This window comes from Micromonospora sp. NRRL B-16802 (assembly GCF_001279555.1).
GTDB classification, from domain to species: domain Bacteria; phylum Actinomycetota; class Actinomycetes; order Mycobacteriales; family Micromonosporaceae; genus Micromonospora; species Micromonospora profundi.
The window spans coordinates 239,587-263,440 of record NZ_LGEB01000097.1 but is presented as its reverse complement, the minus strand read 5'-3'; the positions used below and the strand labels follow the sequence as shown (position 1 = coordinate 263,440).

Here is a 23,854-nt window from a genome sequence, read left to right as displayed (position 1 = left end):
GTCTTCGCGGCGGTCCTCACCCTGATCGGCGCAGCGCTGCACGGTCTCCGACCGTCTCGACGGCAGGTGGCACTCGTCGTGGTCGTCGTCGCTGCGTTCACCGCGTTGATCTCCTCCACCCGCGCGGTCGCCGGCCGGGAGGCCTTCGACGCGGGCGCCGGTAGCGGGCAACGCGTCGAGGCGCTACTGGACGGCGCGACGTCTATCCACACTGCGGAGAGCCGGGAAGCAATCACCAACGACGTCATCTACAGGTTCGACGGGAACACCTTCGGGGCACTCGTGTTCGACAGCCTTCGCGGCGCGGGCCAGCCCATCGGCTTGGAAACGATTGGCAACAACCTGGCGATGCTCGTTCCCAGCTTCCTCTCCCCCGAGAAGCTACAGAACCGCAGCTTGGAGCAGCGCAGCGAAGAGGCGTACATCGACTCGGCACACGGGCTGAGTCAGTACGTCGACTGGTTGCCCACCATCCTCGGGTCCGTGGTCGCGTACTACGGGCCGGTGGGATTGCTGCTCATCGCCCTGCTGCTCGGGTTGGCCTTCGGGGCCGTGGAGGTGTTCGCACTCCGCTCGATGAGCACGGTGCGGGTGGTGTTCGCGATGGGGCTTGGGCAGTGTGCCCTGCAGTACGGGTCGGGCCCGCAGACCGTCATCACCACGCTGCGGATGGTTGTCGTGCTCGTGCTGCTGATGGCGGCGGTGGCGTGGCTGCGCCGGCACCAGGCGGCACGGACCACCGCGCCCGGCCGGCTCGTGGCACCGTTGGCGGGCGCCAGCGGCCGAGGCACAGGGCCGCGCCAGGGCGCCGGATGCAGGGCCGGCCGCTGGTGCGGGTGGGGGAACCGGCCCGGCCACGCTGGACCGGGTGAGCCCGGCCGGTCAGTTCGCCCGTCACGCGGGCGCGCGCGACGCCATCCGGCATCAGGCCCGGCCGCTGGCCTGTGGTGGAGGGCCGGCAGGGGCGAGGGCCTCGTCGCTGACGTCGAGGGTTTCGGCCAGGGCGGTGCGGCCGACAGACGTCAACCGGACCGCGCGGCCGGCGCCGGGGGTGGTCCAGCCCAGCTCGGCGAAGCGGCGGCAGAGTGCCGCGCCGAGGCCGCCGGCCAGGTGGGGGCGGCGCTCGGTCCAGTCCAGGCAGTCGCGGACCACGGGACGCCGCGCGGCGCGCAGCACATCCACGGGTACGCCCAACCCGGCGGCCCAGGCCCACCCATCGGGCGTCAGCGTCAGGCCGCTGGCCCGGTCCAGTCGCCCGCCGGCCAGTAGCGCGTCGTACATCAGCACGCCCAGCCGCCCGGCCAGGTGGTCGTAGCAGGTCCGGGCGTACGCCATCGCGGTTGCGGTGGTGGCAGCGCGCAGCGACGTGGCCGGACGGGGTGCGGCGGGCGTGTGGCCGGCCAGTGCCTCGATCAGCTGGGCCACCGACGGGCCGGCGAGGCGCAGGTACCGGTGTCTGCCCTGCCGCTCTTCGACAAGCAGTCCACCCCTGACGAGTCGGGTGAGGTGGTCGCTTGCCGTCGACGGGGCGACGCCGGCCCGGCGGGCCAGCTCGCCGGCGGTCCAGGCGCGGCCGTCGAGCAGCGCGACGCAGATGTCGGCGCGGGTGCCGTCGGCAAGCAGCGCGGCCAGCTCGGCCATCGGCCGTCCCTCGATGCCACCACTCATGCCCCCATCATCGCCGCGACCCGCGTCGCACCGGTCGGGCGGCTCCCCGGTCGTGCACGCGCGCTCTTTACAACGTTGTATCCATCGTTGTAGAAACGAGGCGCACACCGTCCCCTGTCGCCACACCGCCACCCACTCTCGCGAAGGCAGGCCCCATGCGACATTTCCGCCGCGGCGGCGCGCTCGCCACAGTGCTCCTTCTGCTCCTGGCCGCGACCCCGTCCCCGTCCGTCGCCGGCTCCCCCGGCCCGTCCCGCTACCGCAACCCGGTCTCCGCCGCCGTCGGCGACACCTTCGCCGACCCGGTCATCGTCCGCGGCGACGACGGCTTCTGGTACGCCTACGGCACCACCGACCCGCTGCGCGAGGGTGAACACGAGTTCCACCGGGTGCCCACGGCCCGCTCGGCCGACCTTGTCGACTGGACGTACGTCGGCGACGCGTTCGGCCCGGACCAGCGCCCGCCGTACGCGGCACCCGGTGCGGCGTTCTGGGCACCCGACGTGCGCCGGGTCGGCGACCAGTGGGTCATGTACGTGACGGTCACCGACACGACCGTCTCGGCCGAGGGCAGCGACTACGCCATCGGCGCGGCCACCGCGCCCAGCCCGACCGGGCCGTGGACCTTCGCCGCGCAGCCCGTCGTCGCGCCGCGCCCCGGCGGCGGTGGCGGCTACCTGTGGACCATCGATCCCAGCCAGTTCACCGACGTCGACGGACGCAACTACCTCTACTACGGCAGCTACTACGGCGGCATCTCGGTCACCGAATTGAGCCCGGACGGGCTGCGGGCGGTCGGCGCTCCGACGCTGGTGGCAGTCGACAACAAGTTCGAGGGCAGCTACGTGCTGCGCCACGACGGCTGGTACTACCTGTTCGCGTCCACAGCGAACTGCTGCGCCGGGCCGGCCACCGGCTACTCCGTCCAGGTCGGACGCGCGCGCAGCCCACGCGGCCCGTTCACCGACCGCGACGGTGTCGCGCTCACCGCGTCCCGGGCCGGCGGCACCCCGGTCCTCACCCAGAACGGCAACCGGTGGATCGGCACCGGGCACAACGGGTTCGTCACCGACCTGTCCGGGCAGGACTGGATCGTCTACCACGCCATCGACCGCGCCGACCCGTACCTCGACGAGCCGTTCGGCATCAACGAACGCCCGATGCTGCTGGACCGGCTCGACTGGATCGACGGCTGGCCGACTGTCAACGCGGGCGCCGGCCCGTCCGACGGGCTCCGGCCCGCGCCGGTCACGACCGGGCGAGTCAACGAACGGTTCGACACGACCGACCTGGCCCGCTGGCGACGCACCGGCCAGTGGCGGGTCGCCGACGGCCGGCTTACCGGCAGCGGCGCACTGACCAGCCGTACCACCGTCGGCGGAGACGTGCGCGCGGAGGCCGACCTGCGGCTGACCGGCGCGACAAGCGCCGGGGTCACCCTCGACGACCGGGTAGCGGTCCGGGTGGTCGGCGGCCGTCTCGTCGCCAGCGACGGCCGCCGGAGCGCCAGCGCGCCGCTGCCCGCCGGCTTCGCACCGGCCGACCGGCACAATCTGGCCATCGAGGTACGCGGGCGGCAGCTCGTCGCCGAGCTGAGCCCGGCCCGGCTGGGTGACCAGCTCGCCGTGGTGTCGTTGCGGCTGGACCGCCCGGCGGCCGGCCCGGTCGGGTTGACGGCCACCGGCGGCCCGGCCGAGTTCGACAACGTCAGCGTGGCCCGGCTGTACCAGCCGGCGAAGCGGGCGGTGCCCGAACCCCGCGTGACCGGTGCGCCGCTGCGGGCGTACTCCGAGGAGTTCGACGACGGGCTCGACGGCGACTGGCGGTGGGTACGCGAGGACCCCGCGGCCACCGTCTCCGGCGGGGCGCTGCGCTGGCCGGTGCAGGCCGCCGACCTGACCGGCACCGGCAACACGGCGGGTGTGCTGCTGCGCGACGCGCCCACCGGCGACTACGTCGTCGAGACGACTGTGACCCTGGACCTCGGCGAGGAGACCGTCCGCAACTACCAGCAGGCCGGCCTGGTCGCCTACGTGGACGACGACCGGTTCGCCCGCCTCGCCCAGGTGGCGATCTGGAACACCCGCCAGGTCGAGTACGGCTACGAGCTGCCCTTCGCCGGTCAACCCGTGTACGGGGGCAGCATCGTCGGCACCCCGGCCACCACCACCTGGCTGCGCCTGGCGCACCACGTCGACCGGGCAACCGGTGAACACGAGTTCCGGGCCGGCTCCAGCCGCGACGGGCGTACCTGGACGTGGGGTGCGGTGTGGACCTTCCCGGCCGACACCACCCCCCGGATCGGGCTCGTCGCGCACGGAGGCGCCGAGCCGGCGGTCACCGCCGAGTTCGACTACCTGCGCTTCTACCGCTGAGGTGAAGTGCCCCCTGGATGGTCCAGGGGGCACTTCGTTTCGGGTCAGGCTTTTCGAGGAGGGCCGACACAGCATTCCTGATCAAATTGCCTGCTTGCGGGCTGTCGTACGATGAGGGAGCCGCGACGCCATTGTGGCAAGTCGCGGCTCCAGCGCTCGCACCGCGGGCGGATTGAAGCAGCCGCATGATCTGGTCAAAGCTCAGAAGCGACCGCACCTCTCACCGACTTCGCGCCGTGGACGACCTGCAGTTTCCTGCAAGCGGGCGGCAGCGGCTACGCAATCAGTTTCCCCATCTCAGCGACGACGACATTCACCTGGTCGAATCCGCTACCCGACAGTGGTTCCGACTCGTCGTCCGCCATTCCAGTACGAAGGTCACAATGCCGTCGGTGGCTGTGGACGTCCTGTGGCAGGAAATGACGTTGCACGCGCAGGATTACGCCGCCTTCTGCGACGCCGCGTTCGGGAGCCTTCTGCACCACCGGCCGAGGTCTGCGGCGAGTGCTGGCGCGGTCGACGTCGATCGCATCCCTCTGCTGCTGGCCACTCTGAGCCACAGCCGCCGGGACGAGGATTGTGGCCCCACCGGTCTGCCGCTGCTCTTCCGGGTCGACCAGGAAGTCGGCGTCCCGCAGGGCAACCGCTACCTGGCCGACTGCGGCGGGCGCGGCGAATGCTTCCCGGGCGCCGGCCTTCTCTGCCTGCAACACCTCGGAGGGCCGGGCAAGCGGCCCAGGGCGCCCGGCATCCGTGGTGACCTGCCCTTCAACGACGGCCGTCACGGCTACGCCGGCGGCGCAGGCGGCGGGGGTGGCGGCGAGTTGTACGGCGACGGCGAGGGCAGCAACTGAGGCCCCGCCCCACCGGCGCAGAAGCCCCTGCCTCCACGGCCGTCCGGCCGGACGGCCGTGGAGGCATCAGCACTGCTGGCCGGTCAACGCGGTCACCGATCGGTCCGTGCCGTCGTAGCTGCGGGCCGCGACGAAGGAGCCCGTCGGGCGCTGTCCACCGGTGACGGCGCGGGCCAGCCGCAGGTCCGCGTCGCGGAACCGCAGGGCCAGGCTCAGGTGCGGCACCCACGCCCCCGGCGCGTGCCACGGGCGGTGCCCGTCGGCGTCGGCGAGAACGTCCCAGACGGCGGCGTGCAGCGCTGTCAGCGCCGGAGTGGGGCGTACCAGCCAGACCAGCGGCGCGCTGCCGTCGAGGACCACGACCCGTTCGAGCATGACCGGCAGCGGAAGCGCGGCGTCCAGCAGATCGGCCAAGCGGGGCTCGACTCCGGGCGGGAACTTGTCCACAGCGGCGACCGTCAGGTGCGGCCGGTTTGTGGGGTGGGTGTTGCGGGCCAGGCTGGGCAGCCCGACCTGCGCCAACCGGTCCCACGCCGCCCGCACCGCACCGTCCAACCCGCCCGAACACACCAACTCCACAGTCCGCACCCCGAAAAGCTATCCCCCGGCCGTCGCCCCCGCCCTCTCCCGGGTCGATCATGAGGTTGGCGGTGGGATATGCCGCTCGAACCCCGTCAACCTCATGATCACCGGGAGGGGGTGCAGGCGGCCGGTGGGTGGGTCAGAGCCAGCCGTTGTCCCGGGCGGTGCGCACGGCTGCGGCCCGGTCTGCCGCGCCGATTTTCTGCACGGCGGCGGCGAGATGGTTGCGCACCGTGCCGGTGGACAGGTGCACCCGGCGGGCGATCACCGCGACCGGGGCGCCGAACTCCGCCAACCGCAGCGTCTCCAGCTCGCGGGGTGTCAACGGGCAGGTGGGAAGGGTGAGCGCGTCGGCGGCGAGCGACGGGTCGACGTACCGGCCGCCGGCGTGCACCCGGCGGATCACGTCGGCGAGCGCGCTGCCGGGGGCACCCTTGGGCAGGAACCCCCGGGCGCCGGCGGTCAACGCCTGGCGCAGGTGCCCTGGACGGCCGTGCCCGGTGAGGACGACCACAGCGCAGTCGGGACGGACGCGGGTCAGCTCGGCGGCGACAGCGATGCCGTCCAGGCCGGGCATCTCCAGATCCACCACTGCCACGTCGGGGCGGTGTGCGAGTGCCGCGGTGACCGCCGCCGGGCCGTCGGCGGCGTGTCCCACCACCTCGATGTCCGGCTCCAGAGCGAGCAGCGCGCCGACGGCGACCCGGATCAGGTCCTCGTCGTCAGCGAGCAGGACGCGGATCACGAGGTCACCGGCAGGGCGGCCTCGATGGTGAAGACCGCGTCGTCCCGGCGTACCCGCAGTTCGCCGCCGGCGGCGGTGAGCCGGTCACCCAGCCCGCGCAGCCCGTGGCTGTAACCGTCGGGCCCTCGGTCGTCGACACCGTCGTTTGCCACAGTCATCCTGACCACGTCGTCCTCCCGTTGGAACTGGATCCGGCACCAGTCGGCGCGGCTGTGCCGCAGCACGTTCGTCCCCGCCTCCCGCAGCACGGCCGCCAGTTCGGTGGCAGCGCCCTGCGGCAGGTCCGCCGGTGGTGGGACGACAGTGCAGCGCACACCGCAGGAGCGCAGGACGCCCACCACGGCCTCCAACTGCTCGCCGAGGTCGACGGCCCGGTAGCCGTGCACTGTCTCCCGCACCTCGGCCAGGGCGGACGCGGCGAGCCGCTGCACCTCGGTGGCCTCCCGGCCGGCCCGCTCCGGGTCCACAGCGGCCAGCCGCGCGGCGAGTTCGGCCTTCAACGCGATCACCGTGAGGCTGTGCCCGAGGACGTCGTGCACGTCGCGGGCGAAGCGGAGCCGCTCCTCGGCGGCGGCAAGTCCGGCCTGGGCGGCCTGCCCCTGCCGGGCGTCCACGAGCAGATCCCAGAACCAGACCTGGAACCCGTGGACGGCGGCGACGCCGACACCGACTCCGCCGGTCACGGCGAGGTGACGCGCGACGGAACCTCCCGTCCACACGGCGACAGCCACCGTCACCAGCAGGACGCCGGCCGCCATCACCAGTGCCGCCCGCAGTCGGAGCAGCAGCGGTCCCATGCCGATCAGTGCCGCCCCCAACCAGGCCCAGGTCGGCCAGGCCCCTGCCGCCACCGGCCCCACCAGCGGGACGGTCAGGGCCGCCGCCCCGACCAGGCTCAGCTGGGCGCGGCGACGCCACAGTGGGTCGAGCCAGGGCGTCACGGCCGCGTACAGCACGGCGGTCTGAGCGATCATGAAGGCGAGGATGCCGGCCGCGCCGAGCGCCACCCGGCGTGGGTCGGGCTCGCGGGTCAAGCCGACCGCGGGCAGCAGGACACTCGCCCAGACACCGGTGGCCAGTGACAGCAGGGTCGCCTGCCGGGCCCGGTGCAGCCGGCGGTCCGCCCGGGGGATCACCGCCTCCATCGCCACGCACCGATCCTAGGACCGGCCCGCGCCCGGTCCACCCCTGCGAGATGTCACGGTCGACCCGTGCGGTCCGCACAATCTTCCGGTGACGGACGCGCCTGCCCACAGCGCGGCGGCGCCGGCAGTGTGAACGTCATGGGACAGACAGAGACACACGCCGACACTCTCGTCGCACCGCCGACCGAACCGCAGCCGCCCACGAAACCGCCGAACCACACGCCGGCGAACCACGCGCCGCTGGACAACCCGCCGTCGGGCAACGCGCCTCCCGACGACGCACCGCTGGACAACGACCCACCGGGCGGCGGCACCCGGCGCCTACTGTGGCACCTCGGTGAGATGGCGATCGCCATGATCGCCGGGATGCTGCTGCTCGGCCCGGTGTGGGACACGGCCGGCGCGCTGCTCGGCATCGCCGGGGCGCTGGGCCGCTCGGAGGTGGCCGCGCTGGTGATGGCCACCAACATGACAATCGGCATGAGCGTCTGGATGCGGTACCGGGCGCACGGATGGGACGCGGTCGGCGAGATGGCCGCCGCGATGTACGTCCCGTTCCTCCTGCTGTTCGCGCCGATGTGGGCCGGTCTGCTGGACGCCGACGCGATGCTGCTCGGCGGTCACCTGCTGATGGTGCCGGCGATGGTGCTGGTGGCGCTGCGGCACCGGCACGCGACACCTGTGGCGGTACGCCGGCACCCGGCCGTCGTGGCGCTCGCCCGCCGCTGGCCGACCGGGTTGGCCCTGCTGATGACCGTGGACATGTGGGTCGACCCGGCTCTGCTCAGCCCGTGGACGATGCTGGTGCTGCCCGGGGCGTACCTGCTGATCGGTGTGGCACGGCGGACCCTGCGCGGGCCCGGGGTGCTCGCCACGCAGCTCCTCGGCCTGGCCGGTTGGGTCGGCCTGGCGCTGGTCGCGGTGGCGGCCGGTGGGCGGACCGCCGGTTGGCTTGTGGCCTTCGGTTGGTTGGCGCACGCCGGCTGGGATCTTGCGCATCACCGCACCGGACGGGTGGTGCCACGCGCCTTCTCGGAGTGGTGCGGGGTGCTGGACGCGGCCATCGCCGCCACGATGATCTTCGCGCTCCTGAGCATCGGCGGCTGATCCGGCCGCCCGCCGACACGGGGCGGCGGGCGGCCCTGGCGTCCGTCCTCGGCGGTGTCGCATGCCAACGGGCGCTGATGTTGTGCCGGGCGGCGCAGCGGGCGCGGCGGCTTGATGAAAAGCTTGACGCATGAGTTCCGCACCTGCACAGCACGACGCCCCGACCGACAACGCTCCCGACGGCACCGACGAGGCGAACGCCTTCACGGAGCTGGGGCTGCGCTCCGAGCTGCTGGGCGCGTTGGCCGCCCTCGGCTACGAGGAGCCGACTCCCATCCAGCGGGAGGCCATCCCGCCCCTGCTGGAAGGTCGGGACCTGCTGGGGCAGGCAGCGACCGGCACCGGCAAGACGGCCGCGTTCGCGCTGCCGCTGCTGAACCTCATGACGGCGCACCGTCAGGGCGGCGACCCGGTGGCGCTGGTGCTGGTGCCGACGCGGGAGCTGGCGGTGCAGGTGTCCGAGGCGTTCCACCGCTACGGCAAGGACCTGGGCGCGCGGGTGCTGCCGATCTACGGTGGGCAGCCGATCGGGCGGCAGTTGCGGGCGCTGGACAGCGGGGTGGACGTGGTGGTGGCCACCCCCGGGCGGGCACTGGACCACATCGCCCGGGGCACCCTGCGCCTCGGCGGCCTGGCCACCGTGGTGCTCGACGAGGCCGACGAGATGCTCGACATGGGCTTCGCCGAGGACATCGAGGCGATCCTGGAGCACGCTCCGGCGCAGCGCCAGACCGTGCTCTTCTCGGCCACCATGCCGTCGCGCATCGACGGGATGGCCCGCCAGCACCTGCGCGAGCCGGTCCGCATCGAGATCGGCCGGGAGCAGCAGGTCGCGGGTGAGGCGCCCCGGGTACGGCAGAGCGCGTACATCGTGACGCGGGCGCACAAGCCGGCTGCGCTGGGTCGGGTGCTGGACGTGGAGTCGCCGACGGCCGCTATCGTGTTCTGCCGCAGCCGGGAGGAGGTCGACCGGCTGACCGAGACGATGAACGGCCGGGGCTACCGCTCCGAGGCGCTGCACGGCGGGATGAGCCAGGAGCAGCGGGACCGGGTGATGGGACGCCTGCGCGCCGGCACCGCCGACCTGCTGGTGGCCACCGACGTGGCGGCGCGAGGGCTGGACGTCGAGCAGCTCACCCACGTGGTCAACTACGACGTGCCGTCGGCGCCGGAGTCGTACGTGCACCGGATCGGGCGGGTGGGTCGGGCCGGGCGTGAGGGCGTGGCGATCACCCTCGCCGAGCCGCGCGAGCACCGGATGCTCAAGACGATCGAGCGGGTGACCGGCCAGCGGATCACCATCGACAAGATCCCCACGGTTGCGGACATGCGTACCCGCCGGTTGGAGCTGACCCAGGCGGCGCTGCGGGAGAGCCTGCTGGAGGACGACCTCGACCCGTACCGGGTGATCGTGGAGACGCTTACCGACGAGTTCGACCTGATGGAGGTCGCCCTCGCCGCCGTGAAGCTCGCGCACGAGGTGACCTCGCCGGGCTCCGACGACGAGGAGGAGATCCCGCAGGCGCCGGTGCGCGGCCCCCGCGAGGGTCGGCCGGAGACCGGTGGCCGGGGCGGCGATCGTCGTGGCGGGGGCCGACCGCGCCCGGGCGGCGGCAACACCGTCCAGGTCTTCGTGGGCCTGGGCCGGCGTGCCGGCGTACGCCCGCAGGATCTGGTGGGCGCGATCACCGGCGAGACCGGTATCCGCGGCCGGGACATCGGCTCGATCGAGATCGCCGACCGGTTCTCGCTGGTGGAGGTGCCGCAGGGGGTCGCCGACGAGGTGATCTCCGGACTGCGCCAGAGCACGATCAAGGGCCGCAAGGCCACTGTGCGTCGCGACCGTGGAGGCGACGAGCGCTGAGCACGCCGCCGGCACGGATCAGAAGGAGTACGGGCCGAAGCGACCCCAGGCCACAACGGCGGCGAGGACGAGCAGCACCACGCAGGTGATGGCGCCCTGGATCTCCGTGCGGCGCCTGTCGTCGGTGTCCTGCTTCTTCATGTCGCGCAGGTGCACCAGTATGGCGCCGATCATGACGATGACCAGCCCGACGGCGGCCAGCGGGGTGAGGACGGTGGCGATGCCGGTGAGGGCGGGCAGTACGAGCCCGAGGGCGGCCAGCACCTCGACGGCACCGAGTGCCTTGACCTGGCTGGGCGGGACGGGGTCGACCCAGCCCATCCGGTCGCGCAGCTTCTCCTTCGGCTGGGTCAGCTTGGCCAGGCCGGCACCGGCGAAGACGGCGGCGAGCAGGATCTGGATGACCCAGAGCACGGTGTTCACGGGGGTTCCTCCGGGGGGCGCCGCCTCGCGGCGGTGAGGGTTGTTGAGAGTTCAACCGAGACAGTAGTACGTCAACGGCCCCCACCGTCTACACGAGACGGTGGGGGCCGTTGCGGTGGAGCGTCAGGCCGCGGCGAGCGCCGGACCGTCCAGCGCCTCGACGTCGGCCGGGCGCAGCGCCAGGGCGAGCACGTCGGCCACGTCGGCCAGGGTGTGCACGGTCAGCGCCTCGCGCACCTCGGCCGGCAGGTCGTCAAGGTCCGGCTCGTTGCGGGCCGGGATGATGACCTCGGTGAGGCCAGCCCGGTGCGCGGCGAGCAGCTTCTGCTTCACCCCGCCGATCGGCAGCACCCGTCCGGAGAGCGTCACCTCGCCGGTCATCCCGAACTCGGGGCGGACCGGGCGGCCGGTGACGAGCGACGCCAGGGCCGTCACCATCGTGATGCCGGCGCTCGGGCCGTCCTTTGGCACCGCGCCCGCCGGGAAGTGGACGTGGATCCGGCGTCCGGCCAGCACGTTCGGGTCGATGCCGAACCGCCGCCCGTTGGAGCGCAGGTACGACAGGGCGATGTGCGCCGACTCCTTCATCACGTCACCGAGCTGGCCGGTCAGGGTCAGCCCCGGCTCGCCCTCCATGCTTGTGGCCTCGATGAAGAGCACGTCCCCACCCGCGCCGGTGACGGCGAGCCCGGTCGCCACGCCCGGCACGGCGGTGCGCTCGGCCGACTCCGGGGTGAACTTCGGCCGTCCCAGGTAGGTGGCGAGGTTGCCGGTGTCGACGCGTACCGGCGACGGGTCGGTCGCCAGTGTCACCGCCACCTTGCGCAGGATCTTGGCCAGGCCCCGTTCGAGTTGCCGGACGCCGGCCTCCCGGGTGTACTCCCCCGCGACCAGCGCCAGCGCCTCGTCGGCGATCTCCACCTCCTCGGCCGTCAGCCCGGCCCGCTCCCGCTGCCGGGGCAGCAGGTGATCCCGGGCGATGGCGACCTTCTCGTCCTCGGTGTAGCCGTCGAGCATGACCAGCTCCATCCGGTCCAGCAGCGGGCCGGGGATGGACTCCACCACGTTGGCGGTGGCCAGGAAGAGCACGTCGGACAGGTCGAGGTCGACCTCCAGGTAGTGGTCCCGGAAGGTGTGGTTCTGCGCCGGGTCGAGGACCTCCAGCAGGGCGGCGGCCGGGTCACCGGCATAGCCGGCGGCCAGCTTGTCCACCTCGTCGAGGAGCACGACCGGGTTCATCGAACCGGCCTCCCGCAGCGCGCGGACGATCCGACCGGGCAGCGCACCGACGTACGTGCGGCGGTGACCGCGGATCTCGGCCTCGTCGCGCACGCCGCCGAGGGAGACCCGGACGAAGTTCCGCCCGAGCGCCCGGGCCACGGACTCGCCGAGGCTGGTCTTGCCGACACCGGGAGGGCCGGCGAGAGCCAGCACCGCGCCGGAGCCGCGCCCGCCGACCACGCCGAGGTTGCGCTCGGCCCGGCGGTTGCGCACCGCGAGGTACTCCAGGATGCGGTCCTTCACGTCGGCGAGGCCTGCGTGGTCGGCGTCGAGCACCTCCCGGGCCGCGGCCAGGTCGGTGTTGTCCTGGGTACGCGTGCCCCACGGCATTTCGAGAACGGTGTCCAGCCAGGTACGGATCCAGCCGGCCTCCGGGGAGGCGTCACTGGACCGCTCCAGCTTGCCCACCTCGCGCAGAGCGGCCTCGCGGACCTTCTCCGGCAGGTCTGCGCTCTCGACGCGGGACCTGTAGTCGGCCGAACCGTCGGGCTCGTCCTCGCCCAGTTCCTTGCGGATCGCGGCGAGTTGCTGGCGCAGCAGGAACTCCCGCTGCGACTTCTCCAGCCCCTCTCGGACGTCACTGTTGATCTGCTCGGTGACCTCCTGCTCGGCCAGGTAGTCCTTCACCCAGCCGACAAGCAGTTCCAGCCGGGCGGTGACGTCCGGCGCGGCGAGCAGTTCGTTCTTCTGGTCCAGTGTCAGCCAGGGCGCGTACCCGGCCGAGTCGGCCAGCTCGGAGAGGTCGGTCATCCGCTCCACAGCGTCGATGACCTGCCAGGCGCCCCGCTGCTGGAGCACCGAGGTCACCAGGGCGCGGTACTCGCGGGCGAGTTCCCGGGCCCGGCCGGCGGGTGCCGGCTCGTCGAGTTCGGTCGCCTCGACCCAGAGCGCCGCGCCGGGACCGGGCACACCGGAGCCGATGCGGGCCCGGGACAGGCCACGGATGACGGCGGCGGGCTCACCCTCGGGCAGCCTGCCGACCTTCTCGATGGTGGCGACCACGCCGACGGGGCCGTACTCGCCGTCGATGCGCGGCACGGCCAGCAGCTTGCGGTCGCCGGTCGCCCGCGCCGCGTCGATGGCGGCCTGGGTGGTCGGGTCGAGGGTCACCGGGATGACCATGCCGGGAAGGAGAACGGCGTCGGTCAGGGGAAGTACCGGAAGAGTTGCCATCGAACACCTGCTATCGCGTTGACTTGAGCGTGTACCACTCAAGTAACAAAGCGTTCCCCTTGTTCCGTCATGTGACCCAGACCACTGCCGGCGCCACTCCGGACGCGGGCTGACACCCGTTCGCGACGGGGTTGTCGTCGTACCGGAACTCGCCCTTGCCGTCCGGCGTGGGCCCGGATCCCGGCGACGACCGACGGCCGCGCCGAGGTGATCGCATCGACAGGTGACGCCGCCGGTGCCGCCGCACTGGTCAGCTGCTGCCGCCCCGACCTGGCGCTCGTCGACCTGCACATGCCGCCGTCCGGCGGCATCCGGGCGATCGCCGCGATCCGCCGGACCACCCCCCGGGTACGGGTGGTCGCGATGTCCGGTTCCACCGACCCCGCGCCCGCGCTGGAGGCGCTGCGGGCCGGCGCCGAGGGGTTCCTGCCGAAGACCAGCGAGCCGGAGGAGCTACTGCCCCCACTGCTGGGCATCCTCGACGGATGGGCGGTGCTGCCGGCCGACCTGTTGCGCGCGCTGCTGCGACCCACCCGGCCCGCGCCCATCGACCTGGACAGTGAGGAATGCCGACTGCTGCGGGTGATCGCCGCCGGACGCAACACCCTCGACGTCGCCGAGGAACTGCACGTGTCGGAGCGGACGGTGAAACGGATGACCGCCGGGCTGCTGCGTAAGCTGCGGGTGTCGAACCGGGCGGAGGCCGCTGCCGTCGCCGGTCAGACCGGTCTCCTCACCGAATGACATTGCGCCAGCGCAGCTGATTCAGCAGCTGTTCCCGGTTTTGCGCGTCCCCCAATCGCGACGCGCCGAAATGAATGGGACGCATATTGTTGCGGTTTCCCCGGATGATAGGTCAGACTTTGGGCACATCCCGCCACACACAGGGAGTAATTGGCAATGGCGAGAAAAGTAATCACGGTGCTGACGGACGACCTCGACGGCGGGAAGGCCGACCGGACCGTCGAGTTCAGCCTCGACGGCGCGGCCTACACGATCGACGTCTCGGACGAGAATGCCGGCGTCCTGCGCAAGGCTCTGGATCCGTACATCAATGCCGGCCGGCGCATCGGTCGGGGGCCGGTGGAGAGCACGCGGACCGTTCGGCGCCCTGGACGACCCAGCGGCGCGGGAATGGACCGGGAGCAGAACCGCGCCATCCGGGAATGGGCCGTCAAGAACGGCTACAAGATTTCCGAGCGGGGTCGGATCCCGGTCGAGGTCGTCGAGGCGTACAAGAACCGCTGATCGGGCGACACAACGACGGGGTCCCGCCGGCAACGGCGTGACCCCGTCAGTTTGTGTGCGGCCGGCCACTCGGGGCTACCCACCCCGGGTGGCCGGCCGCCGCCGGTCGAACTCCGAATCAGTTGACCTCGATGCGCACCGCGTCGAACGCCGGGGTCTGGTTGGCCCGCTCCATCATCGGCAGACGGTGCGACCCGTCGCCAGCCCAGACGGAGCACTGCGCCGTACCCGACTCCGGCAGGCCCGGGACCTGGATGGTCACCTCGTCCGGCTGGGCACCGCCGCGACCGTCCTCGGTGGCGACGAAGAACGCCGGCACCTCCTGCGGCTCCGGCGGCGCGGTCAGGCTGTCCAGCATCCGGCAGGCGGTGTGGAAGTGACCCCGCACCAGGCCCTGGGCGTTGAGCAGCGAACTCTCCACGTAGTACCCGCCCTGACCGGCCGCGAGGAAGCGGTCCCGGACCAGGTTGCGGGTGCTGATCCGCAGGGTGAAGGTCTGGTTGCGGTCGACCTGCTGCGGGAACTGGGTGATCAGCAGCGACGGGTTGTTGGCGGCGGCGCCGACCTCACCGAACGCGGTGCTCACGCAGCGGTTGCCGTTCTGGAAGCCGTCGTGCGCCTGCAACTGGCTCTCGTCGCAGTTGTTGGCCAGCACACCGAGGCCGGCACCCGGGGCGTTGCCGCCACCGTTGTTGCCACCGCCGTTGTTCCCACCGCCGTTGTTGCCGCCACCGGTGTTCCCACCGCCGGTGTTCCCGCCGCCATTGTTGCCACCGCCGGTGTTCCCGCCACCGGTGTTTCCACCGCCGCTGTTACCGCCACCGTTGTTGCCGCCCGTGTTGCCGGTCGGCTGCACCTGGCACCCGGCGAGCTGCGCCAGACCCTGCGGACGCGGTCCCACCCGGTCGATGGCGAGCGTGATCCGGTCCAACACCGCCTTCCGCTTGGCGGCCAACGGCTGCAGGATCGCGTTGCGGATGAACGCCTCGCCCTTGTTGCCCTCGGCGGCCAGCCGGCGGTCGGCATCCGCGATCTGGGTCTGCAACTGCGCCAGATTGCGGTCGACCTCTGCACGCGCCCGGTCCGGCACCTGCGGCAGCCGCGCCGCCACATCCGGGCAGGCGATTGCCGAACCGGTGCCGACAGTGCCGTCCTTACCGTCCTCGCATTCCGCGACCGACTGCTGCCCGTCACCCCAGTGATTGCGTACCCACCGGCCGTTCTGCCAGGTTCGGCTTGTCGAGTTGCCGCTCGGCGCGGTCGATCCGGGGCTCGGCTCCACGCATTGTCCGGCGGCCGGCCGGGGCTTGTTCGTCCGCCGGTCCTGGGCCGACGAAATCTGGGTGACGGCGACTACTCCGCCGAAGACCACGAGCGTGCCGACAACGGCCAGCAGACGCTTGCTCCGCGCGATGCCGGATGGCCGGCGTGCCCGAGTGGACCTGCGCATCGAATTGCTCTCCTTCTCGATCCGGTAGTGGATTCCTGCCCTCGGCGGACCGACGGATGTGAGATGGCACGCCACGGCGGCGACCACCGCGACCTACCCGGTAACGTGTCGATGGCCGACGATGCCCTTTCCGCACCGTCTCCCGCGCCCGGTCGACGCGGATGGGGAGATCCTCTTCATTCGCGCAGGAGTACGGGACCGCGTCCGGGAAGGTTCAAACCGGCGCGGAGAAAATTGACCCGACCCGACGCTGATCGAAGGCGCAGCAGGTCAGAGGGGAAACGGCCGATCAGTCGACGCAGAGATGGTCGAACGCGAAACCGCCGACCAACTCGTGGCGACGCCGGCTCAACGCGACGATCTCCGCGGTGAGATCGGCCCGCGCCCGCAGTGCCGGGTCGTCGGGCTCCAGCCCTCGCAGCCGCACACCGACGGCGACCGCCGCGAGATCCTCGGCCAACCGGGCCGCGTCGACGCCACAGGAAAACCGCTGCTCGGTCACCGAGACGCACTCCACCAGACACACGTCCGGGCGGACCTGCAACCAGCTCCACCCCTCCGCCCGGCCGTCCGCCCAGCGCACGTGCAGCGCACGCACGATCGGGTCGGCCACCCGTCCCGCCACGTACGCGTCGACCGCCGCCGCGCGACTCAAAGCGCCGAGGTCGTTGACCGGGCCGGTACGCCCGTCCGGGAGCCGCCCGAGGATGTCCCGGAAACCCACCGGGGCCGGGTCGTCCTCGGTACCGCCCATCCCGGCGCCTGAGGCATAGTCGCGCGCGTCGATGACGTACTCGACCAGACGCCGGCCCTGGTCGGCGGCCCGCAGCGTCGGCGAACCGACCCGCAGCACGGGCAGCCCGGCGGCCGCGCTGACGGCGTCCTTCAGTCGCTCGGCGCGCTGCTCGGCCGAGCCGGGAAGCGCGGGCGGGCCGATCTCCACAGCGACGACGGGCCGGCCGGAGTCGGCGGCGCAGACCACGAGGTCGAAGGACGCCCGGCTGGCCGAACTCCACTGGCTGCCGGTGACGCCCGACGGACGCCCGTGGACCAGCTCGCTGAGCCGGCGGTCGGCGTACACCCGGTGACCGGCGCGGGTGAACAGCGCGTCGCGCCCACCGTCGGCGGGCAGGGGCCGCAGCCAGCCGCGCTCGTCGCTGCTCGTCATCTGCCATCCCCCGGTCGCTCGGACCGGCCGAGTCTAGGTGGTCGATCATGGCGGGCCGCGACGCGGTGTGACGTGGATCACATCCGGCTGACGTTCCAGAGGTGGCCTCCGGGTGTATCCAGCGGCATCGCCGGTACCGCCGGTCGGGAGGTGACATGTCGCGTCAGCAGTTCGGCTTCCTCGCCGGCTTCCTCGGAGTGGCGGTCTGGGCGCTCGCCGGCGTCGAGGTGACCGCCGTCGCCGTGCTGGCCGGCCTGCTCGGCTGGCTCGTGGTCCGGGTACTCGACGGCGACCTCGCGGTCACCGGACTGGGCGACCGCGCCGACTCCCGGCGTCGCCGATGACCGCCCACCCGCCGACCGTGCCGGGCGTCGCCCTGCCCGAGCCGATCATCGACGCGGCGGAAGTCGCGCGGATCGCGACGGAGACCGCCCGACAGGTGGACGGAGTCTGCGCGGTCAACCCGGCCTCCGTACGTCTGCACGACCAGTCCGTGGGCCTCGACCTGCACCTCATCACCTGGTACGGGCACAACGTTGCCGCCGTTGCCGAGACGGTACGGGCAGCGGTGGCCGACCGGATCACCACGAGCACCGGCCTGACCGTGGTGACAGTGACCGTCACCGTTGACGACCTGCTCGTCCCCGGCGTGGACGGCGGCTGAGATGCGTACCGTCAACCGGGTCGCCTCGCTGCTGCTGGCCGTCGCGCTGGCCCTCGGCGGCGCCCTGCTGGCCGTGCAGGCGCTGCTGGTCAGCCTGCACCGCCCGGCGTCGGTGCTGGATCGGACCGGCTGGTACGACACGCTGACCACCACCCGGTGGCGAGACCCGACGGTCCGGGTGGTCGCCGCCACGGCAGTGTTCCTGGGCCTTGCCATCCTCGTCGCCCAACTACGCCGGTGGACGCCGGTACGGCTGCGGCTGGACGACGCCGACGGCTGGCACCTGCACCGCCGCAGCGTGGAGCGGCGACTCGCCGACGTGGCGGGCGCCGTTCCGGGCGTACGCCGCGCCCGCGTCCAGGTCCGACGGCGCGACGGCCGGTGGCGTCACCGGGTACGCGCCACCGGCGACCCCGCGGCCCGCCCGGAGGTCGAGTACGCCGTGCGCCAGGAACTGCGCCGGCTGGCCGCGCCAGCGACCGGCCGGATCGAGGTCCGGTTGCCACCTCGTGGACGGCCCGCATGACGAACGCCGCGCACCGGCTGCTCTGGACCGTCGTCGCGCTGCTGCTGGTGGCTGGCGGTACGGCGACGCTGGCCCTCACGTACGGAACTCCGGACGCGATGGTGCTCAGCCCCGCGCTGCTGGACGGGTGGCGGCAGGCCGCTCCGTGGAGCACCCTGGCCGCGGCGGTCGCGGGCCTGCTGCTCGCCCTGGCCGGGCAACGACTGCTCGCCCGGGAGTTGCGGAAGCCCGGCACCGCACTGCGCGGAACGCTCAGCCACCCCGGTCGACGCCCGGGCCGGACCCGACTGCCCGCCGACGTGCTCGCCCACGCACTGGAACGCGACCTCACCGGCGGTCCCGGCGTACGCCGGGCACGGGTCGTGCTGACTGGCGCGCCGCCGCACCCCGACGTGTGGATAAGCGTGGACCTCGCCGCCGACATCTGCGGCGGCGCCCGCGAACACGTCGACGCAGCAGTCCGCCGCTTCGCCGTGACCGCCGGCTGCCAACCGGCGCACCTCGACGTGACAGCCCGCATCGAACCCGGCCGTCCCTGACCCGCGCACGCCTTTTCAGCGGGCGGTTCGGTCGCGGTGGACGATGCTCGCCCCGACGGCGACAGTCAGGGTCACCACCACGACGGCGAGCGTCAACCAGATCGGCAGCTCGCCCACCGGTGTCCCGGCGAGGATCAGCTTCACTCCCGCGAACGCGAGCAGCAGCGCCAGGCCGTAGCGCAGGTAGCCGAAGTGCCGCAGCAGACCGGCGAGGCAGAAGTAAAGGCTGCGAAGTCCCAGCACGGCGAACGCGGTCGCCGTCCAGACCAGGAAGATGTTCGTGGTGATGGCCAGGACTGCCGCCACCGAGTCGATCGCGAAGACCACGTCGGTGGCCTCGATGGCCACGAGCGCCACCAGCAGCAACGTCGCCACCCGGCGGCCCTCGACCCGGGCGGTGAAGCGGTCACCGTGATAGCGGGCGTCGGTGGGCACCACCCGGCGGAACACCCGGACCACCACGTTGCGGTCCGGGTCGACGTCGGGCTTCCCGCGTACGGCGAGCCGCCAGCCGGTCCAGACCAGGAATGCTCCCAGCACGTAACCGGCCCAGGCCAGCCGCTCCAGCAGTTGCGCGCCCGCCACCACGAACAGCAGGCGGAAGGCGAGCGCCCCGACAACCCCCCAGAACAGCACCTTGTGCTGGTAGCCCGCCGGCACCCGGAAGTAGCCGAAGAGCAGGGCGAAGACGAATACGTTGTCCACCGAGAGCGCTTTTTCCAGCAGATAGCCGGAGAAGTAGGCGATGGCCGCGTCGCCGCCGAGGCCCCACCAGACGCCCACCCCGAACAGCAGTCCCGCGGCGATCCAGGCGGCGCTCCACAGCAGCGCCTCACGTAGCTCGATGACGTGGCTGTCCCGATGCGACACCAGGTCGACAGCGAGCAGCGCGGTGATCACCGCACCGACCACCACCCACGCCCACAGCGGTACCGCGACCACGTCATCCACCCGTGCCCACCGCCTCGCCGAACCGCCGCTACCTCGCTCGTACGCCGCTGACAGGGGATCCGGCCCGCCGGCCGGCCGTTTCGAGCCTAGGCGAACGGCCGGCCTGTCGTCGGCGCTCCGGCCGAAGTTCACGACCGGAGCACAGGCGACGCTCAGGCGACAGGCATCATCTGAGCGGGATCGGTGACCGTGTCGTCGGCCTCGTAGGCGATGGCGTTTACCACCCTCACGACACCACTGACCTGGCCCGCGAGCCGTCCCGCGAGGTCGACTGCGGAACGGCGGTCCAGTCGACCGGCAAGTGTCACCTCGCCGTGGCGTACGGTGACCGTCACCAGGCCGTCCCGCACTGCCAGCACCCGGCGCAGCACCTCCTGGACCACGTCCTCGCGGATCTCGGCGTCCGAACGCAGGTGCACCCGCAGCAGATCGGCGCGACTGACGATGCCGACCAGCCGGCCCAGGTCGTCCAGGACCGGCAGCCGCTTGACCTGCTCGCGGTCCATCAGCCGTGCGGCGGCCGACAACGGCGCCTCCGGGTGGGTGCTCACCGCCGGCGCGGTCATCAGGCCGCCCGCCAGCAGCGCCTCGCTCTTGCCGCGCGCGCCGCGCCGACGGCGGCTCTCGAAGACCCGCCGCTGCGCCGGCTCACCGGCACGCTCGACCCGGTGCAACAGGTCCGCCTCGGACACCACGCCCAACACCCGGAGCGACCCGTCGACCACCGGCACCGCGCTGACCCCGCGGCGCAACACCACATCGACGATCTCCCGGTACGGAGTCGTGGCCTCCACTGTCACGACCTCCCGGGTCATCACATCGCCCACCTGCCAGGTCCTCATCACGGCCTCCCTCGTACGCCTGCACCCCGCACGTTATTGACAGACAGTGACGGCGGTCAGTGCCGACGGACCGGGTCGGAAGGGGTCGAAGGTCCCGGGCCATCGCGGTCCGGTCGGCCCTGCCAGCGCCGACGCCGCAAGTGTCCAATTGAGATGCCACCGGGAAGCGCGGTGCGAAGCAGAGAAGGGACGTGGACATCATGACCGCGACGATCGAGCGGAACACCGCGAAGACCACCGCTCCGGCGGCCGACACCACCCGGGAGAGGGCCACCCGCTACATCCTGGCCGGCACCCGGATGGCACTCGGCTGGATCTTCCTCTGGGCGTTCATCGACAAACTGTTCGGCCTCGGGCTCGCCACCGAGACGAAGAACGCCTGGATCAACGGGGGCAGCCCCACAAAGGGTTTCCTCACCTTCGGCGTGACCGGGCCGTTCAAGGACCTCTACACCGGGATCGCCGGCGCCGCCTGGGCGGACTGGCTGTTCATGATCGGCTTGGCGGGCATCGGCATCGCTCTCCTGCTCGGCATCGGGATGCGGATCGCCGCCGTCGCCGGTGGACTGCTGCTGGTTCTCATGTGGACCGCCGTCCTGCCTCCGGAGAACAACCCCTTCATGGACGACCACCTGATCTACGCCGCGGTGCTCGCAGTCCTGGCGCTGGTCAACGCCGGTGACACCTGGGGCCTCGGCCGGGTGTGGGCGAAGCTGCCGATCGTCCGACAGCTGCCCTGGCTGCGATGACCGAACACGGCACCATCCCCACAGCGGGCGTCACCATCGGTGACGCCCGCAAGCGTGTGCCCGGACTTCATCCCCTCCGGGCGTGTTTCGAGGGCTTCGCCGCGCCGGCTGGGCTGGTGACGGGTCCGCCGGACATTCGCCGCAGACGATCCGGCAGGATCGACGGTGACCGGACACATCACCCAAACGGCAGGAGTTCCCGCATGAACCAGGCAGCAGACGCCCGTTCGGGCAAGCCCGAGGTGGGGCCGATCGAGGGTGCCCCGCCGGCCGACCTCGTGATCGAGGACATAACCGTGGGCGAGGGCCCGCAGGCCCAGCCGGGTCAGCTGGCCAGCGTGCACTACGTCGGAGTGGCCCACTCCACCGGCGGCGAGTTCGACTCGTCCTGGAACCGGGGCGAGGCGTTCGAGTTCCCGCTCGGCGGCGGTCAGGTCATCGCCGGCTGGGACCAGGGCGTGGTCGGCATGCGCGTCGGCGGTCGCCGCCGGCTCACCATCCCGCCGCACCTGGGGTACGGCGACCGCGGCGCGGCCGGCGTCATCAAGCCGGGCGAGACGCTGGTCTTCGTCGTCGACCTGCTCGGCGTGCGCTGACCGATCGTCTGTGGGGTCGCCGGCTCGAACCGGCGGCCCCGCGCCCGACGTCACCACGGGCGCGAACAGTCAGCCCAGGGCCGACAGAGACCCGGTGATCATGAGTGACGCGGCCCGACGGTCAGGCCGCGCACGGCAGACAGCGCGCGGACACGGCCTGCGGGCGGTGTGCGGCGGCGACGGGGACCGACCGACGCGGGGCACCGACCACGCCGGCGGAAACCGGGCGACGCGCGGCCTCGACCACCCGGGTCGGCTCCAGAATCGTCATCACCCGGTGCAGGCCGGTGGCGCGCAGCACCCGGGCCACCATCGGCGTCGGGTCGACAAGGACGAGCTCGCCGCCCCGGGCTCGGATCCGCAGATGTGCGGCGAGCAACGTGCGCACCCCGGCGGCGGACAGCAGTCGCAGCTCGGACATCTCCAGTTGGACGACCGGCCGGGCTGGCGCGGACCACAGCGCGGATCGGAACGCGGCCACCGTCGCGATGTCGACCTCGCCGGCCACCCGCACCTGGACCACCCGGTCACCCACGTTGAGCTGCACGTCGAGCCGGTCGCTGCGATCTTCCATGCCATGAAATCTAGCCGCCACCCCCGACAGTTTCGTCCCTCCACGCGGTGATTCCGGGTACGTCCAGGGTCAACCCCCGGGGTACCCCTGATCCCCCTCAGGGGTACCGCCCCGGGATCCGCCAGCCGGAGCGTGACCCACTCGGCTTCGGTGGAATCGGGGTGTCCCGCCGACCTGGACACCCCGATTCCACGGAACCCGAGTGGATCACGCCAGCGCCACCCGCCCGGGTGGAGAATGACCGGATGGTGATTCCCCGACCCCGGCCGCCCCGGCTGATCCGGCCCGTCCGCGAGCCGGCCACCGTTGCGCCTCCGCTTACCGGAGCGTGGGCCGCCACCGACCGCCGACTCGACCACGTCGACCTGCTGCCCCTGCCAGAGGGCGCGGTCGGCCCCGAGGACGTCCTTGTCGACGCGGCCGGCCGGGTGATCAGCGGCGACGAGGACGGCAACCTCTGGTGGTGGCCGACGGACGCTCCGGCCGGCACCCGGCCCCGGCTGCTGGCCGAGACCGGTGGCCGGCCGCTGGGCATCGAGGTGGACACGTCCGGTGAGGCGCTTGTCGTCTGTGACGCGTACCGCGGGTTGCTGCGGGTCACGCCCGACGGCGCGGTCCGCGAGTTGACCGGGACGGCGCCCCCGGTGCACCTCGCCAACAACGCGACGGTGGCCCGCGACGGCACCGTCTACTTCACCGACAGCTCGGACCGGTTCCCCGTCTCGCACTGGAAACGGGACCTGCTGGAACACCGCCCCAACGGCCGCGTACTGGCCCATCACCCGGGCAGCGGGCACACCGAGCTGGTGGCCGACGGGCTGTACTTCCCCAACGGAATCGCGCTGACTCCGGACGAGTCGGCGTTGATGCTCGTGGAGACCTCCACCCACCGGCTGCTCCGCGTCGAGTTGGGCGGTGGCGTCCGGGTGCTCGCCGACCTGCCCGCGTATCCGGACAATCTCTCGGCGGTGGGCGACGGGACGTACTGGATCGCGCTGCCCAGCCCTCGCGTGCCGATCGCCGAGCGACTGCTGCCGCATCCCCGGCTGCGCCAGATCGCCGCGCTGCTGCCCGACACGATGCAGCCGCAGCCGCGCCGCTACGGGTTGGTCGCCCTGGTCGACGAACAGGGCGCGGTCCGCCGGACGCTGCACGGCCCGACCGGGCACTATCCCATGATCACCGGGGTACGCCAGCACGGCGACCAACTCTGGCTGGGCAGCCTGACCGGGTCCGGGGTGGCCCGCGTACCGCTGAACTGACCATGCGACGACGCCCGTGCCGTGCCGGGGGCGGCGATCCCGGCTGCCCGGCGGGCCTTTGGACGGCG

At 72.3% G+C, this 23,854-nt stretch carries 24 protein-coding genes; 13 read left to right on the top strand and 11 right to left on the bottom strand.

Translation table 11 applies throughout. From position 1 onward, the window contains the following. Positions 1-924: 924 nt before the first annotated feature. Complete coding sequence (locus tag ADK66_RS31055; protein WP_082377679.1) at positions 925-1,668, bottom strand: helix-turn-helix transcriptional regulator; 744 nt, start codon at positions 1,666-1,668, stop codon at positions 925-927. Positions 1,669-1,823: 155 nt separating this feature from the next. Between ADK66_RS31055 and ADK66_RS26665 the strand changes: the two genes are divergently transcribed. Both ADK66_RS26665 and ADK66_RS31660 read left to right on the top strand, forming a co-directional pair. Next, complete coding sequence (locus tag ADK66_RS26665) at positions 1,824-4,043, top strand: family 43 glycosylhydrolase (RefSeq protein ID WP_053659991.1); 2,220 nt, start codon at positions 1,824-1,826, stop codon at positions 4,041-4,043. A 392-nt stretch (positions 4,044-4,435) separates the two neighbouring features. Next, on the top strand, positions 4,436-4,897 hold the full coding sequence (locus tag ADK66_RS31660; protein WP_157552934.1) for a hypothetical protein: 462 nt from the start codon (positions 4,436-4,438) through the stop codon (positions 4,895-4,897). Positions 4,898-4,963: 66 nt separating this feature from the next. On the opposite strand, the gene ADK66_RS26655 is transcribed toward ADK66_RS31660, so the two are convergent. The 3 genes from ADK66_RS26655 to ADK66_RS26645 form a co-directional block, all read right to left on the bottom strand. Beyond that, a complete protein-coding gene (locus tag ADK66_RS26655) occupies positions 4,964-5,485 on the bottom strand; it encodes a 2'-5' RNA ligase family protein (RefSeq protein WP_053659989.1) in 522 nt (173 codons plus the stop codon). 133 nt (positions 5,486-5,618) lie between these two features. Then, positions 5,619-6,224, bottom strand: coding sequence for a DNA-binding response regulator (locus tag ADK66_RS26650; protein WP_053659988.1), 606 nt, complete (start codon positions 6,222-6,224; stop codon positions 5,619-5,621). After that, the gene (locus tag ADK66_RS26645; protein WP_053659987.1) at positions 6,221-7,369 is read right to left on the bottom strand and encodes a sensor histidine kinase; all 1,149 of its coding nucleotides are present in this window, start codon (positions 7,367-7,369) and stop codon (positions 6,221-6,223) included. Before ADK66_RS26645 ends, ADK66_RS26650 begins: the two co-directional genes overlap by 4 nt. Before the next feature lie 138 nt (positions 7,370-7,507). Between ADK66_RS26645 and ADK66_RS26640 the strand changes: the two genes are divergently transcribed. Together ADK66_RS26640 and ADK66_RS26635 are read left to right on the top strand one after the other, a co-directional pair. Further along, the gene (locus ADK66_RS26640; protein WP_231640205.1) at positions 7,508-8,476 is read left to right on the top strand and encodes a hypothetical protein; all 969 of its coding nucleotides are present in this window, start codon (positions 7,508-7,510) and stop codon (positions 8,474-8,476) included. 130 nt (positions 8,477-8,606) lie between these two features. Next, positions 8,607-10,340: a DEAD/DEAH box helicase gene (locus ADK66_RS26635; protein WP_053659985.1), complete on the top strand. Its 1,734-nt coding sequence runs from the start codon at positions 8,607-8,609 to the stop codon at positions 10,338-10,340. A gap of 18 nt (positions 10,341-10,358) precedes the next feature. Here ADK66_RS26635 and ADK66_RS26630 read toward each other — a convergent pair whose 3' ends face one another. Next, positions 10,359-10,763: a DoxX family protein gene (locus ADK66_RS26630; protein WP_053659983.1), complete on the bottom strand. Its 405-nt coding sequence runs from the start codon at positions 10,761-10,763 to the stop codon at positions 10,359-10,361. A gap of 123 nt (positions 10,764-10,886) precedes the next feature. Continuing rightward, positions 10,887-13,217 (bottom strand): endopeptidase La, encoded by a 2,331-nt coding sequence (gene lon / locus ADK66_RS26625; RefSeq protein ID WP_053659982.1) that lies wholly within the window; start codon positions 13,215-13,217, stop codon positions 10,887-10,889. A 207-nt stretch (positions 13,218-13,424) separates the two neighbouring features. On the opposite strand from lon, the gene ADK66_RS26620 reads away from it, so the two are divergent. Beyond that, positions 13,425-13,961: a response regulator transcription factor gene (locus ADK66_RS26620; protein WP_231640204.1), complete on the top strand. Its 537-nt coding sequence runs from the start codon at positions 13,425-13,427 to the stop codon at positions 13,959-13,961. A gap of 156 nt (positions 13,962-14,117) precedes the next feature. Continuing rightward, positions 14,118-14,465: an Lsr2 family protein gene (locus tag ADK66_RS26615; protein WP_053659978.1), complete on the top strand. Its 348-nt coding sequence runs from the start codon at positions 14,118-14,120 to the stop codon at positions 14,463-14,465. A gap of 118 nt (positions 14,466-14,583) precedes the next feature. Here the strand turns inward: ADK66_RS26615 and ADK66_RS26610 are convergent, their stop codons facing one another. Beyond that, on the bottom strand, positions 14,584-15,915 hold the full coding sequence (locus ADK66_RS26610; protein ID WP_053660114.1) for a hypothetical protein: 1,332 nt from the start codon (positions 15,913-15,915) through the stop codon (positions 14,584-14,586). Positions 15,916-16,204: 289 nt separating this feature from the next. Next, entirely contained in the window at positions 16,205-17,083 is an 879-nt protein-coding gene (locus ADK66_RS26605; RefSeq protein WP_053659976.1) for a DUF2726 domain-containing protein, read from the bottom strand. 155 nt (positions 17,084-17,238) lie between these two features. Here ADK66_RS26605 and ADK66_RS26600 point away from each other — a divergent pair, with 155 nt between their 5' ends. Genes ADK66_RS26600 through ADK66_RS26585 form a run of 4 tightly spaced genes read left to right on the top strand, consistent with a single transcriptional unit; the run spans position 17,239 to position 18,812 of the window. Then, entirely contained in the window at positions 17,239-17,427 is a 189-nt protein-coding gene (locus ADK66_RS26600; RefSeq protein WP_053659975.1) for a hypothetical protein, read from the top strand. Next, complete coding sequence (locus ADK66_RS26595) at positions 17,424-17,747, top strand: Asp23/Gls24 family envelope stress response protein (RefSeq protein ID WP_053659973.1); 324 nt, start codon at positions 17,424-17,426, stop codon at positions 17,745-17,747. Before ADK66_RS26600 ends, ADK66_RS26595 begins: the two co-directional genes overlap by 4 nt. A 1-nt stretch (position 17,748) precedes the next feature. Further along, on the top strand, positions 17,749-18,273 hold the full coding sequence (locus tag ADK66_RS26590) for a hypothetical protein (protein ID WP_053659971.1): 525 nt from the start codon (positions 17,749-17,751) through the stop codon (positions 18,271-18,273). Next, positions 18,270-18,812, top strand: a complete 543-nt coding sequence (locus tag ADK66_RS26585; protein ID WP_053659969.1) for a hypothetical protein — start codon at positions 18,270-18,272, stop codon at positions 18,810-18,812. The genes ADK66_RS26590 and ADK66_RS26585 overlap by 4 nt, the downstream gene beginning before the upstream one ends. A gap of 15 nt (positions 18,813-18,827) precedes the next feature. On the opposite strand, the gene ADK66_RS26580 is transcribed toward ADK66_RS26585, so the two are convergent. Beyond that, the gene (locus ADK66_RS26580; RefSeq protein ID WP_197281646.1) at positions 18,828-19,754 is read right to left on the bottom strand and encodes a TerC/Alx family metal homeostasis membrane protein; all 927 of its coding nucleotides are present in this window, start codon (positions 19,752-19,754) and stop codon (positions 18,828-18,830) included. A 161-nt stretch (positions 19,755-19,915) separates the two neighbouring features. Beyond that, a complete protein-coding gene (locus tag ADK66_RS26575) occupies positions 19,916-20,605 on the bottom strand; it encodes a CBS domain-containing protein (protein ID WP_053659965.1) in 690 nt (229 codons plus the stop codon). Positions 20,606-20,796: 191 nt separating this feature from the next. Between ADK66_RS26575 and ADK66_RS26570 the strand changes: the two genes are divergently transcribed. Further along, positions 20,797-21,354 (top strand): DoxX family membrane protein, encoded by a 558-nt coding sequence (locus tag ADK66_RS26570; RefSeq protein ID WP_197281640.1) that lies wholly within the window; start codon positions 20,797-20,799, stop codon positions 21,352-21,354. Positions 21,355-21,557: 203 nt separating this feature from the next. Then, positions 21,558-21,950: an FKBP-type peptidyl-prolyl cis-trans isomerase gene (locus ADK66_RS26565; RefSeq protein WP_053659963.1), complete on the top strand. Its 393-nt coding sequence runs from the start codon at positions 21,558-21,560 to the stop codon at positions 21,948-21,950. A 121-nt stretch (positions 21,951-22,071) separates the two neighbouring features. Here ADK66_RS26565 and ADK66_RS26560 read toward each other — a convergent pair whose 3' ends face one another. Then, entirely contained in the window at positions 22,072-22,524 is a 453-nt protein-coding gene (locus ADK66_RS26560) for an STAS domain-containing protein (protein WP_082377677.1), read from the bottom strand. A gap of 245 nt (positions 22,525-22,769) precedes the next feature. Here ADK66_RS26560 and ADK66_RS26555 point away from each other — a divergent pair, with 245 nt between their 5' ends. Next, positions 22,770-23,786 (top strand): SMP-30/gluconolactonase/LRE family protein, encoded by a 1,017-nt coding sequence (locus ADK66_RS26555; protein ID WP_053659961.1) that lies wholly within the window; start codon positions 22,770-22,772, stop codon positions 23,784-23,786. Positions 23,787-23,854 lie beyond the last annotated feature (68 nt).

What these genes read in the sequence shown, in the direction of transcription:
- ADK66_RS26565 (WP_053659963.1), top strand. Translation starts at nt 21,558, where the DNA reads ATGAACCAGGCAGCAGACGCCCGTTCGGGCAAGCCCGAGGTGGGGCCG.
- lon (WP_053659982.1), bottom strand. Translation starts at nt 13,217, where the DNA reads ATGGCAACTCTTCCGGTACTTCCCCTGACCGACGCCGTTCTCCTTCCC.
- ADK66_RS26635 (WP_053659985.1), top strand. Translation starts at nt 8,607, where the DNA reads ATGAGTTCCGCACCTGCACAGCACGACGCCCCGACCGACAACGCTCCC.
- ADK66_RS26610 (WP_053660114.1), bottom strand. Translation starts at nt 15,915, where the DNA reads ATGCGCAGGTCCACTCGGGCACGCCGGCCATCCGGCATCGCGCGGAGC.
- ADK66_RS26615 (WP_053659978.1), top strand. Translation starts at nt 14,118, where the DNA reads ATGGCGAGAAAAGTAATCACGGTGCTGACGGACGACCTCGACGGCGGG.
- ADK66_RS26595 (WP_053659973.1), top strand. Translation starts at nt 17,424, where the DNA reads ATGACCGCCCACCCGCCGACCGTGCCGGGCGTCGCCCTGCCCGAGCCG.
- ADK66_RS26600 (WP_053659975.1), top strand. Translation starts at nt 17,239, where the DNA reads ATGTCGCGTCAGCAGTTCGGCTTCCTCGCCGGCTTCCTCGGAGTGGCG.
- ADK66_RS26585 (WP_053659969.1), top strand. Translation starts at nt 18,270, where the DNA reads ATGACGAACGCCGCGCACCGGCTGCTCTGGACCGTCGTCGCGCTGCTG.
- ADK66_RS26575 (WP_053659965.1), bottom strand. Translation starts at nt 20,605, where the DNA reads ATGAGGACCTGGCAGGTGGGCGATGTGATGACCCGGGAGGTCGTGACA.
- ADK66_RS31055 (WP_082377679.1), bottom strand. Translation starts at nt 1,668, where the DNA reads ATGAGTGGTGGCATCGAGGGACGGCCGATGGCCGAGCTGGCCGCGCTG.
- ADK66_RS26590 (WP_053659971.1), top strand. Translation starts at nt 17,749, where the DNA reads ATGCGTACCGTCAACCGGGTCGCCTCGCTGCTGCTGGCCGTCGCGCTG.
- ADK66_RS26665 (WP_053659991.1), top strand. Translation starts at nt 1,824, where the DNA reads ATGCGACATTTCCGCCGCGGCGGCGCGCTCGCCACAGTGCTCCTTCTG.
- ADK66_RS26555 (WP_053659961.1), top strand. Translation starts at nt 22,770, where the DNA reads ATGGTGATTCCCCGACCCCGGCCGCCCCGGCTGATCCGGCCCGTCCGC.
- ADK66_RS26560 (WP_082377677.1), bottom strand. Translation starts at nt 22,524, where the DNA reads ATGGAAGATCGCAGCGACCGGCTCGACGTGCAGCTCAACGTGGGTGAC.
- ADK66_RS26640 (WP_231640205.1), top strand. Translation starts at nt 7,508, where the DNA reads ATGGGACAGACAGAGACACACGCCGACACTCTCGTCGCACCGCCGACC.
- ADK66_RS26645 (WP_053659987.1), bottom strand. Translation starts at nt 7,369, where the DNA reads ATGGAGGCGGTGATCCCCCGGGCGGACCGCCGGCTGCACCGGGCCCGG.
- ADK66_RS26605 (WP_053659976.1), bottom strand. Translation starts at nt 17,083, where the DNA reads ATGACGAGCAGCGACGAGCGCGGCTGGCTGCGGCCCCTGCCCGCCGAC.